We start from the raw sequence: 13,472 nt of genomic DNA, 5'->3' as shown, positions 1-13,472 counted from the left end.
CCAGACCCAGCGAAAAAGGAATTCGACACATGTGGAGGGATAAATAAATCCTGGACACAAATCCTCTTGACAATCAAATAGGCACGATCAAAAGGTACTTATCATCATAAGGCGCTCCTGAATGGCAGATTCCATAATGTTAAGTACCAAAATTTCTTGTTAACTTTCCATTAACGCCGAGGTTTTTTGTACTTATGAAAGATTATTCAGTGGTATATTTAGTATTATGCGATCATGAATTTTAATTATTTCCACTTTTGGGAAAATTACAGTAAATTTTAGTTATTTTAAAATAACCAACCTTTCGAGTTCATGATTTTCTTGAACACGATCATTCATGAACCGCAAAACCATCAATCAATTGGGTGTTTATGAAAATTCAAAATCTACCTTTCCATGTACATTTCGACCAAGGTGACGGGGCAATGCCCGGCGCTGGATGAATAAACATGACCGGGAGAACCCTGGTCACCGGCCGGCGCCTTCGCATGACGGGCGTTGGCTTTCCGTACAGTTTCCCTGTTGAAATTTCCCTGAAGGCGATACGCGAGGCGTCGACGCCAAGGGGTTAAAAACAAACGGTTTTCAAGGAGAGCGCTATGGGTGTGGACGGCTATGTGTGGCAGGAACTCCGCAATATGGACAGCCGTTTGAACGGGGGCCGGTCGGAGGTCGCCTTCATCGACACCGCGGTGTCGGGCTGGGAAGCACTGGCCGAGGGGGTACCTGCCGGCATCGCCGTCGTGTTGCTGGACGGCCGCGGCGACGGGCTGTCGCAGTTGGCCGACTGGGCCGCCGGCCGTGCGGGCCATGATGCCTTCCACATCCTGTCACATGGCGGCGACGGCTATCTGAAGCTGGGCGCCCTGACGCTTGATGCCGCGATGCTGGCCGAACGCCCCGGCGACCTGGATATGCTGGGCGCGGCCCTGAAGCCGGGCGGCGACATCCTGCTCTACGGGTGTGAACTGGCCGGAGAACCGGCCGGCAATGCCTGGCTCGACCTGTTCGCCGACCTGACGGGGGCCAATGTCGCTGCCTCGACCAACCTGACGGGGGCCACCGATCTGGGCGGTGATTTCGTGCTGGCGGCCCGCATCGGCGTCGTGACCACGCAGGGCTTCGACATCCCCGCCTTCACCGGGGTGCTCAGCACGCTGGATACCCTGCCAACCCTGACCGCCACCGGCGTCACGACCACCTTCGTCGATGAAAGCAATGCATTGAGCCTGTTCTCCGGCTCGACTGCCAGCACCAACGATGCGGGTCAGGTCTTCACCTCGCTGACCCTGACGGTGACAGGCGTCCTTGACGCCTATGAAATGCTCGGCTTCTCCATGCCGAACGCTGTCGCCGGTGCCTTCGGCACACTGGCGCTGGTCAATGGCGCCAGCTTCGCCTGGGTGACCACTTCCGGTTCCGTGGGGGGCACGGTCAGCGTCACTGGCACCACCGCCACCGTCACCCTTTCGGGCTTCGGATATACGGCCAGCGAAATGCAGTCGCTGGTCGACAGCATCGCCTATAACAACACTGCGGAAAATAACAGCAGCACGCCCTCCGACGGCGCCCGCGTCATCACCCTGACCAGCGTCACCGACGATGGTGCCAGCAACAACACCGCCAGCCTTGCCGGCTCGTCCGCGACCGTCAATATCGGTAGTGTCACGCCGCCCCCGACCGGCACCCTGCCGACACTGACCGCCACCGGTGCGACCGCCACCTTCGCCGGTTCCGCCTCCCCGCCGGACCTGTTCTCCAGTGTCGCGGCCGACACCAATGACAGCGGCCAGCTTTTCACCTCGCTGACCCTGACGGTGACAGGCGTCCTTGACGCCTATGAAATGCTCGGCTTCTCCATGCCGAACGCTGTCGCCGGTGCCTTCGGCACACTGGCGCTGGTCAATGGCGCCAGCTTCGCCTGGGTGACCACTTCCGGTTCCGTGGGGGGCACGGTCAGCGTCACTGGCACCACCGCCACCGTCACCCTTTCGGGCTTCGGATATACGGCCAGCGAAATGCAGTCGCTGGTCGACAGCATCGCCTATAACAACACTGCGGAAAACAACAGCAGCACGCCCTCCGACGGCGCCCGCGTCATCACCCTGACCAGCGTCACCGACGATGGTGCCAGCAACAACACCGCCAGCCTTGCCGGCTCGTCCGCGACCGTCAATATCGGTAATGTCACGCCGCCCCCGACCGGCACCCTGCCGACCCTGACCGCCACCGGTGCGACCGCCAGCTATCCTCAGGGCACCTCCACCCCCGTCGACCTGTTTTCCAGCGTCACGGCCGACACCAACGATGTCGGCCAGAGCTTCGTCGGTTTCTCCATTACGATCAGCGGCCTCGCGGATATGATGGAAGGGCTGACTGTTCCCGGCGTGCTCGGGGGGATGAGCAGCGCCGGCGGCCAGGTCGATGTTGGCGGCATCCCGCATGGCAGCTACACCGCATCCGGTAGCGCCAACGCGCAGACCTATGATTTTGCCTTTACGACACCGATCACGGCAGCCCAGCTTCAGTCCATCATCGATGGTATCGGCTATATCAACCAGGCGGCGACCGTGACAGCCGGTCCCCGAACCATCACCCTCAACAGCGTCACCGATAACGGCAGCAGCAACAATGTCGCGAGCCTGAGCGGCATATCCGCAACGGTCAACGTCACCGTGCCCAATCCGCCGATAGTGCAGAGCGCCGCAGTCGATGGTTCCACCCTGGTACTGACTTATGACCAGGCGCTGGACGCGACGAATGTGGCACAGGTCGGGACCTTCGGCGTCAATGCCAGCGGCGGGATGCATCCCGGTGTCGTCATCGTCACGGCCGTGGCTGTCGACAGCGCCAACAAGACGGTGACCCTGACCCTGCAAAGGCCGATATTGTCGACCGAGACGGTCACCGTCAGCTATACGGACCCGACCAGTGGCAACGACACGCTGGCCGTCCAGAACATAGACGGCGACGATGCCGGCTCCATACTCAACATGGCCGTCACCAACAATACCTCGCCCCCCGTCGGGCCCGCGCTGGTCAGCGCCACCGTGAACTACACCAGCATGACGCTGACCTTCGATGATTTCCTGGATCAGCTCAACGCGCCGCTGTCGATGGCCTTTTCGGTATCGGTAGACAGCAGCCCGGTCGCCGTCAGCAGCGTGACCGTCAACAATGACAAGACCATCACCCTGGCCCTCAACGCGCCGGTGGCGTCGGGGCAGACGGTCACCATCACCTATACCGACACGCCCGGCGATGATCTTTTTGCCATCCAGTCAACCACCGGCGCGGATACGGCGACCTTCACCAACCAGTCCGTCACCAACAACACGCCGGCGGCTCCGGCCCTGCAGAGCGCCACGGTCAACGGTTCCACCCTGGTGCTGACCTATGACCAGATGCTGGATGCGATCAACGGGCCGACCGGGACCAATTTCTCGGTGATGGCCGATTCCATGCTGGTGACGGTGACCACGGCCACCGTGGACACCAACAACATGACCGTGACCCTGACCCTGGCGTCACCCGTCGCGGCGGGTGCGGTGGTCACCGTCACCTATATCGACCCCACGACCGGCGACGACACGGGTTCCGTCATCCAGTCGATGGGCGGCATCGACGCCGCTGGCTTCACCAGCCAGTCGGTCACCAACAACACGCCCGGCGGCCCGGCCCTGGTCAGCGCGACGGTCGATGGCGCCACGCTGACCCTGACCTTCGACGATTTCCTGGACCAGCTCAACGCCCCGCAACTGATGGCCTTCGGCGTGACGGTCGGCGGCAGCCCCGCCATCGTCAATAACGTGATCGTCAATGCGGACAAGACCGTCACCCTGACCCTGACCACGCCTGTGACGTCGGGGCAGATCGTCACCGTGTCCTATACCGATCCCACGGCCGGCAACGACACCTTCGCCATCCAGTCCGCCACCGGCAGCGATGCCAGCAGCTTCACAGGGCAATCCGTCACCAACAACACCGTCGCGCCACCCGCCCTCCAGAGCGCGACGATCGACGGCAATACCCTCGTCATGACCTACGACCAGGCGCTGGACGGGGTGAATATACCGACAAGTGCCAGCTTCAGCGTATTCGTTGGCGCCGGACTGGCCACGATCACCAATGTCGCCATCGATGGCCCCAACAAGACGGTGACCCTGACATTGTCGGCGCCGGTCGCCGTCGGCGACACGGTGGCCGTCTCCTACACTGACCCGACCGCCGGTGACGACGTGACCGCCGTCCAGTCCACGGCCGGTGTCGATGCCGCCAGCATCACGAGCCAACCGGTCACCAACAATACATTGCCGGCCACAGTACCGGTCTATGTGTCGAGCGTCGGCTATATCGGTGAAAACACGTTCACGGTTACCTTCGACGTGGCGCTGGACGGGGGCAATCCGCCCCCGTCCAGTGCTTTCGACGTGCAGGTGAACGGCACCAGCGTGCCGGTGACCGGCGTCACAGTCAATGGGGTGAACAAGACCGTCACCCTGACGCTCGACAGCAGCGCGTTGGGCGGGAGCGGCGCCCTGACCGCCGGCGACATCATCGACTTCATCTATACCGACCCGACCGCAGGCAATGATCTGGCTGCCATCCAGGGCACGACCGGTCTCGACGCGGCGAATTTCACTCGTTCCCTCGTTGTCGCGATCGCCCGGCCCGCCGTGGCACCGTCCTTCGTCAGCGCGGCGGTGGACGGCTCCTCGCTGGTCCTGACCTATGACCAGGCGCTGGATGCGTTGAACGGGCCCGCCGGGACCGATTTCACCGTCATGGTCGACAGCCAGAGCGTCAATGTCACCAATGTCGTGATTGATGGCGTCAACAAGACCGTCACCCTGACGCTGGCCACGCCGGTGACCAGCAGCCAGACCGTGACCGTCGCCTATACCGACCCGACCAATGGCAACGATACCAATGCCATCCAGAGTTCCGGCGGGCTTGATGCCGCCAGCCTGCCCGCGACCAGCGTCACCAACAATACGTCCGCAGGCGGCGGCGACACACCGCCGACCCTGACGCTGACACCCGAGAACCAGGGCTTCTGGAGCCTGAACGGCAGCACCGGCTATGATCTGTTCGACACGGTGACCGCCTCCACCGTCGATAACGGGCAGACCTTCACCGGCATGGTGCTGAAGGTCTATAATGTCGCCTACGGGACCGAGTACCTGAATATCGGCGGCACCGACATCACGCTGGCGGCAGGCACGGGCAGCGTCGCCGGCGGCAGCTATGCCGTGACGCTCGCCAATGGCGTCGCCACCGTCACCCTGAGCGGCCTTTCGCTGAGCAACAGCGACATGGGCACGCTGATCGACGGCATCGCGTACAAGGTCACGAACAACAATAGCAGCATCGGCCAGGGCTATACCCGCCCGGTGGTGCTGGAGTCCGTGACCGACAGCGGCGCGTCCAACAACACCACGACTATCAACGAAGTCGCCACGGTGACCTTCGTCGATTCTGTGATGATGCCGACTTTCTTCCTGTCCACAACACCGGACAGCCCGACCTACAACTTCACGCCCGGTGTGCCGACGCAGGTCACCTTCACCGCCACCGTCCTGGCGCCAACCACCATGATCGGCAGCATGGTCACCTTCTCCCTGGGGTTGCCGCAGGGCTGGACCGCGACCCCGTCGGGTACCGTCCCCAGCATATCGGGTTTGCTGAACCTGGGCACCACCTACACGCTGACCTATGACATCACCGCATCCGGCACGGACACTTCGGGGGCCTTTCCGGTCAGTCTCATACCGCAGACCACCGGCGTTTCCCTGAACTATAGTGCCTATAGCAGTTCCGCGATGGTCACGGTGGGGCCGCCCCCCGCACCCGCCTTCGTCAGCGCGGCGGTGAACGGGACCTCGCTGGTCCTGACCTATGACCAGGCGCTGGATGCGTTGAACGCGCCCGCCGGGACCGATTTCACCGTCATGGTCGACAGCCAGAGCGTCAATGTCACCAATGTCGTGATCGATGGCGTCAACAAGACCGTCACCCTGACGCTGGCCACGCCGGTGACCAGCAGCCAGACTGTCTCCGTCGCCTATACCGACCCGACCAATGGCGACGACACCAACGCCATCCAGGGCTCCACCGGTGTCGATGCCGTCAGCCTGCCCGCGACCAGCGTCACCAACAATACGCCGCCGCCCTCTGCCCCCCTCTATGTGTCGAGCCTGGCCTATATTGGTGAAAACACGATCACGCTGACCTTCGACGTCGCGCTGGACGGCGCCAGCCCACCTGCGGCCGGTGACTTCGACGTGCAGGTGAACGGCACCGGTGTCGTGGTGAGCGGGGTCAGTGTCAACGGCGCGAACAAGACCGTCACGCTGACGCTCGACACCAACCCATCAGGCAACCTCACCCTGCTGGCCGGCGATATCATCGACTTCGCCTATACCGACCCGACGGCGGGTGACGATCCGGCCGCCATCCAGGGCACGACCGGCATCGATGCCGCTGACTTCAACCAATCCTTCATCGTCACCACCATCCGCCCGGTCACCTTCCAGAGCGCGACGGTCGATGGCGCCACCCTGACCATGACCTATGATCAGGCACTGGCTTCGCTGCCCGGTCCCGCGCCGGGTGCCTTCACCGTGATGGTCGGCGGCAATGCGGTTGCCGTCAACAGCGTGCTGGTGGACGGTCCGTCGAAGCTTGTCATCCTGTCGCTGGCCACGCCCGTCACCGCCGGCCAGTCGGTCACCGTCGCCTATACCGACCCGAGTGGCAGCAATGACGTCAACGCCATCCAGGATATCACAGGCAACGATGCCTCCAGCCTGACCACCACGCCGGTCACCAACAACACTGCCGTCTCCACCGGCAACACGCCGCCCCTGTTGCACGCCGTGGCCGCCAATGACGGATTCCAGAATGGCAGCGGCGGCAGCGGCGTCGATCTGTTCAACCTGACCGTCGCCGACACGCTGGACATCGCCCAGGCCTTCGTCGGCTTTACCTTGACCGTGCATGGCGTGGATGGCACCGCCAATGAGAAGATCACAATCCACGGGCTGGATATCGATCTGGTCGATGGCGGGAGCTATAACTCCCCCGATCTCATCTACAACGTGTCGGTGACCGGCGATATTGCCACGGTCACCTTTGTCGGCATGACGGCCCAGGTCAATGAAATCACCGACCGGATCGACAACCTGACCTACAGCAATACCGGTACACTCGCCGGCATCACCCCTGGTGACAGTGCCTTTCGCGCCATTGTGCTGCGGTCGGTCCGCGACAGCGGCGGCAGCGATAATGTGACGCAGATCGAAATCGCCACCGGTGTGACGATCGCCCAGTCCGCCCAGGGCGGCGGCACCACCTTCGGCATGGTGGCGAAGGCGATCGACCCGACTGTCACCTTTGATGGCACTACGCCGCAGAAGGTGGAGTTCCTGGTCACCCTGGAAAGCGCATTGTCCGTGATCGGCACCACGATCGGCTTCGCACCCGCGCTGCCGACCGGCTGGACCGCAGGCCCCGTCGTGATCGAATACGTGGACCCGACGACCCTGGCCACCAGCAGCGTCGCCGGCATCACCGGGTTGCAAACCATCGGAACCATGTACAAGGTCTCGTTCGACGTCACGGCCATCGGCTCGGAGGTTTCCGGTTCCTTCCCGATCGGTCTGACATCGACGGTGACGGCCGGCATCCTGTCCGAATATCCCCGCCTGAAGTCCGGCGTGGCGATGATGAGTGTCGAGCTGCCACCGGATGTCACGCCCCCGGATGCCCCGGAAATTACCAGCAGCAGCCTGACCAAGGATGATACGCCGGTTATTTCCGGCACAGCAGAGGCCGGTGCCACCATCACCCTGACCATCGGCGGCGCCACCTACACCACCACGGCCACCGGCGGTAATTGGTCCATCGATACCGGCACCGCCACACCGACCAGCGGCAGCCTGTCGCTGAACGCCAATGGCACCAACGCCATTTCCGTCACCGCCACCGATGCCGCCACCAATGTGTCCACACCGGGCACCCAGACGCTGACCATCGACACGACCGCGCCCGCCGCACCGGTCGTCACCTCCGCCAACCTGACAAACAGCGCAACACCGACCATCAGCGGCACGGCAGAGGCAGGCGCCACCATCACGCTGACCATCGGCGGCGCCACCTACACCACCACGGCCACCGGCGGAAACTGGTCCGTCGATACCGCAACGGCCACCCCGACATCGGGCAGCCTGTCGCTGAGCACCAATGGCGCCAATGCCATTTCCGTCACCGCCACCGATGCCGCCACCAATGTGTCCACACCGGGCACCCAGACGCTGACCATCGACACGACCGCGCCCGCCGCACCGGTCGTCACCTCCGCCAACCTGACAAACAGCGCAACACCGACCATCAGCGGCACGGCGGAGGCCGGCGCCACCATCACGCTGACCATCGGCGGCGCCACCTACACCACCACGGCCACCGGCGGTAATTGGTCCATCGATACCGGCACCGCCACACCGACCAGCGGCAGCCTGTCGCTGAACGCCAATGGCACCAACCCCGTTTCCGTCACGGCCACCGATCCAGCCACCAATGTATCCACACCGGGCACCCAGACGCTGACCATCGACACGACCGCGCCCGCCGCACCGGTCGTCACCTCCGCCAACCTGACAAACAGCGCAACACCGACCATCAGCGGCACGGCAGAGGCAGGCGCCACCATCACGCTGACCATCGGCGGCGCCACCTATACCACCACGGCCACCGGCGGAAACTGGTCCGTCGATACCGCAACGGCCACCCCGACATCGGGCAGCCTGTCGCTGACCACCAATGGCACCAACCCCGTTTCCGTCACGGCCACCGATGCCGCTACCAATGTATCCACACCGGGCACCCAGACGCTGACCATCGACACGACGGCACCCGCCGCACCGGTCGTCACCTCCGCCGCCCTGAGCAACAGCGCAACACCGACCATCAGCGGCACGGCGGAGGCCGGCGCCACCATCACGCTGACCGTCGGCGGCGCCACCTATACCACCACGGCCACCGGCGGAAACTGGTCCGTTGATACCGCAACGGCCACCCCGACATCGGGCAGCCTGTCGCTGACCACCAATGGCACCAACCCCGTTTCCGTCACAGCCACCGATCCAGCCACCAATGTATCCACACCGGGCACCCAGACGCTGACCATCGACACGATGGCACCCGCCGCACCGGTCATTACGTCCGCCAACCTGACCAACACCGCAACACCGACCATCAGCGGCACGGCGGAAGCCGGCGCCACCATCACGCTGACCATCGGCGGCGCCACCTATACCACCACGGCCACCGGCGGAAACTGGTCCGTCGATACCGCAACGGCCACCCCGACATCGGGCAGCCTGTCGCTGACCACCAATGGCACCAACCCCGTTTCCGTCACGGCCACCGATGCCGCTACCAATGTATCCACACCGGGCACCCAGACGCTGACCATCGACACGACGGCACCCGCCGCACCGGTCGTCACCTCCGCCAACCTGACAAACAGCGCAACACCGACCATCAGCGGCACGGCAGAGGCAGGCGCCACCATCACGCTGACCATCGGCGGCGCCACCTACACCACCACGGCCACCGGCGGAAACTGGTCCGTCGATACCGCAACGGCTACCCCGACATCGGGCAGCCTGTCGCTGAGCACCAATGGCGCCAATGCCATTTCCGTCACCGCCACCGATGCCGCCACCAATGTGTCCACACCGGGCACCCAGACGCTGACCATCGATACGATGGCACCCGCCGCACCGGTCATTACGTCCGCCAACCTGACAAACAGCGCAACACCGACCATCAGCGGCACGGCGGAGGCCGGCGCCACGATCACGCTGACCATCGGCGGCGCCACCTACACCACCACGGCCACCGGCGGAAACTGGTCCGTCGATACCGCAACGGCTACCCCGACATCGGGCAGCCTGTCGCTGAGCACCAATGGCGCCAATGCCATTTCCGTCACCGCCACCGATGCCGCCACCAATGTGTCCACACCGGGCACCCAGACGCTGACCATCGATACGATGGCACCCGCCGCACCGGTCATCACCTCGCCCGGCCTGACCAATGACGGCACGCCGGTCATCTCCGGCACCGCGGAAGCCGGCGCCACGGTGATCCTGACCATTGGCGGTGCCACCTACATCACCACGGCAACCGGCGGGAGCTGGTCCATCGACACCGGAACCGCCACGCCGACAAGCGGCACCCTGGCGCTGAACCCGAACGGCAACAACAATGTGTCGGCCATCGCGACCGATGCGGCGGGCAACATCTCCGGCCAGGGCACCCAGACGCTGGTTATCGATGCCACGCCGCCGGGCGCGCCGGTCATCACCTCGTCCGGCCCGACCAATGACAGCACGCCGGTGATCTCCGGTACCGCAGAAGCCGGCACCACCATCACCCTGACCATCGGGGGCGCCACCTACACCACCACGGCCATCGGTGGTGTCTGGTCCATCGATACCGAAACGGCAACCCCGACCAGCGGAACGCTGGCGCTGAATACCAATGGCGACAACAGCGTATCCGTCACGGCCACGGACCCGTCAGGCAATGTGTCCGCGCCCGCCACGCAGACATTGACCATCGATACGACGGCACCCGGCGCGCCCGTAGTCACCTCCCCGTCGCTGACCGGTGACAACACGCCCGTCATCACGGGCACGGCGGAGGCCGGAAGCATCGTCACGCTGACCATCGGCGGCGCCACCTACACCACCCTTGCCACGGACGGCGTCTGGTCCATCGACACCGGGACGGCCACGCCGGCCAGCGGCACCCTGACGCTCAACCCCGATGGCGACAATGGGGTCACGGTGACGGCGACGGACCCGGCCGGCAACATCTCCGGACCCGGCAGCCAGACCCTGGTCATCGACAGCACCGCACCGGCGGCACCCGGCATCGACCTCGTGCCCCCCGGGGAGAACATGCCTGCCATCACCGGCACCGCGGAGGCCGGAAGCATCGTCACCGTCACGGTAGGCGGCGCGACCTATACGACGGTGGCCACGGGCGGTACCTGGACGGTGGACCTGGCCACGGCCACCCCGGTTTCCGGAACCCTGTCGCTCAACCCGGCTGGCGACAACGCCATCACGGCCACGGCGACCGATGGCGCCGGCAATGTTTCCGCCCCCGGCAATGGCAATGTGGTGATCGACGCCACACCGCCGGAGGCTCCGACGATCTCCTCGGCGGCCAACACGGGCAATCCCACACCGGTGATCACCGGCACGGCGGAGGCGGGGGCCACCGTCACCGTCACGGTGGGGGGTGCCATCTACAGCACGGTCGCCACGGACGGCGCCTGGTCCATCGACCTGGGCACCGCAACACCGGTATCGGGCACCCTGTCGCTCGACGTGAATGGCACCAATACCATCACGGCGACGGCGACCGACGCCGCCGGCAATGTCTCCGCGCCGGGCAACCAGTTCCTGGTCATCGACACCACGGCCCCGACCGCGGTGACGGTGGCCTTCGAGGACACCACCATCGATGCCGGCGAGCAGGTGAATGTCGCCTTCACCATTGCCGGGGCAGAGCCGGGCGCCAGCTATGTCTGGACCATCACCTCTTCCGGTGGCGGTTCGATCAGCGGCAGCGGCCTGCTGTCCGCAGCCGATGCCCGCATCAGCGGCCTGAACCTGTCCGGTCTCGGGGATGGGGCGCTCAGCCTGACCGTCACCGTGACGGACGCCGTCGGCAACATCTCCCCGACCTTCACCGCCAGTGCGGCCAAGGTGCAGGTGACGGCGGAGAAGCCGGTGCCGGAGGTCCCGGCCCCGGTGGAGAATATCGACGGCGCCCTGGTGGAGGGCGGCACCGCCACCCTGTCAGACGGCACCCAGGTCAGCACCGTCGTGATCGTCGCCCCGACCGAAAGCCGGGAAGAGGATCCCAGCACCCCGAACCAGAACCTGGCCGATGTGCCGGTGGTGCGGGAACGGATGCTCGACCCGGTCACCGGTCAGGTCAGCACGGTGATGACGTTGAGCGTGGGTGTGCCGATCGGTGTCAATGTCACCAGTTCGGGCAACTCATCGCGCACGACAGGAGCACAGTCGCTGACCGATCTGATCCGCGAGATCGAACAGCGCACCGACGCCGGCTCCAGCTCCCGCACCGACCTGACGGGCGGCGGCACCGGCTTCCTGTCGGTCCTGCCGCAGGACAGCGCGCTGCTGGTCCGCAGCATCGATCTTTCCGGTGCTGGCGACACCAGCCAGCCCGGCGGCAGCACCCTCCAGATCACCGGGAATACGCTGAGCGGGACCCTGCCCACCGCCATCGTGCTGAACACCAGCGCCGCGAACACCCCGATCACGGCCGACATCAACAATGTGGAGTTCATCGCGGTGATCGGTCAGGCAACCCTGATCGGCGGGAAGGGCAATCAGGCGGTCTATGGCGATGCCAGCAGCCAGGTGATGATCCTGGGTCCGGGCGACGACCTGTTGTCAGGCGGTGGCGGCAACGACACCATCGCATCGACGCTGGGCAACGACACCCTGTCCGGTGATGAAGGCGACGATGTCGTACATGGCGGCGAGGGCGACGACTGGGTGATGGGCGGTGCCGACAACGACCTGGTTGGCGGCGGCAGCGGCAACGACTACGGCTTCGGCGGCACCGGCAACGACACGGTGTTCGGCGAGGAAGGCGACGACATCCTTACCGGCAACGAAGGCAACGACACCGTCGATGGCGGCACCGGCAACGACACGCTGTTCGGCGAGGATGGTGACGACCTGCTGCATGGCGGCGAAGGCGACGACATCATCCTCGGCGGCACCGGCAACGACACCGCGATGGGAGGCGATGGCGACGACCTGATCAGCCTGGGCGAGGACGACGATATCGGCGTCGGCGGGACTGGCAACGACATCCTGTTCGGCGACGAGGGCAATGACACGCTGTTCGGCGGCGAAGGCGACGACATCATGAATGGTGGAGCGGGCGACGACCTGATCTTCGCCGATGGCGGGGCCGACACGCTGTGGGGCGGCGAGGGGGCCGACACCTTCGCCTTCGGCCGCCAGTCCGGCGGCACGGTCATCGCGGATTTCCAGGTGGGTGTCGACCGCCTGGCCATCTACGACGCCGGCCTCTCCCTCGCCGATGTCATCGCGTCGGCCCGGCTGGTCGATGGCAACACCGTGCTCGACCTGGGCAATGGTGGTTCCATCACCATCCTCGGTGTCACCGGGCCTGTGGCCACCTGGTTCCTGGACACCGCCGCCACCTGACCCGGCACCGCGCAGGCGGGTGGGGCCGGCGGGACCATCCCCGCCTGCCCCACCCGCCTTGTTCCGATCCATAACGATCTTCCTGCACCGGATGATCGCCGGCAAACACCGATACCGGCACGGCAACCCAAGGCCGTGCTGGTATCGGTGTTTGCCGGTATGGGGATTGTCCGGAACCGA

At 64.7% G+C, this 13,472-nt stretch carries 1 protein-coding gene; it reads left to right on the top strand.

Annotation, left to right across the window (positions count from 1 at the left end):
• Positions 1 to 638: 638 nt before the first annotated feature.
• The gene (locus ABC728_RS02040) at positions 639 to 13,292 is read left to right on the top strand and encodes a SwmB domain-containing protein (protein ID WP_445376312.1); all 12,654 of its coding nucleotides are present in this window, start codon (positions 639 to 641) and stop codon (positions 13,290 to 13,292) included.
• Positions 13,293 to 13,472 lie beyond the last annotated feature (180 nt).

The sequence above is a fragment of the Niveispirillum fermenti genome (assembly GCF_052474395.1).
The sequence above is the reverse complement of the archived record's forward strand: the minus strand, read 5'-3'. Positions and strand labels throughout refer to the sequence as shown.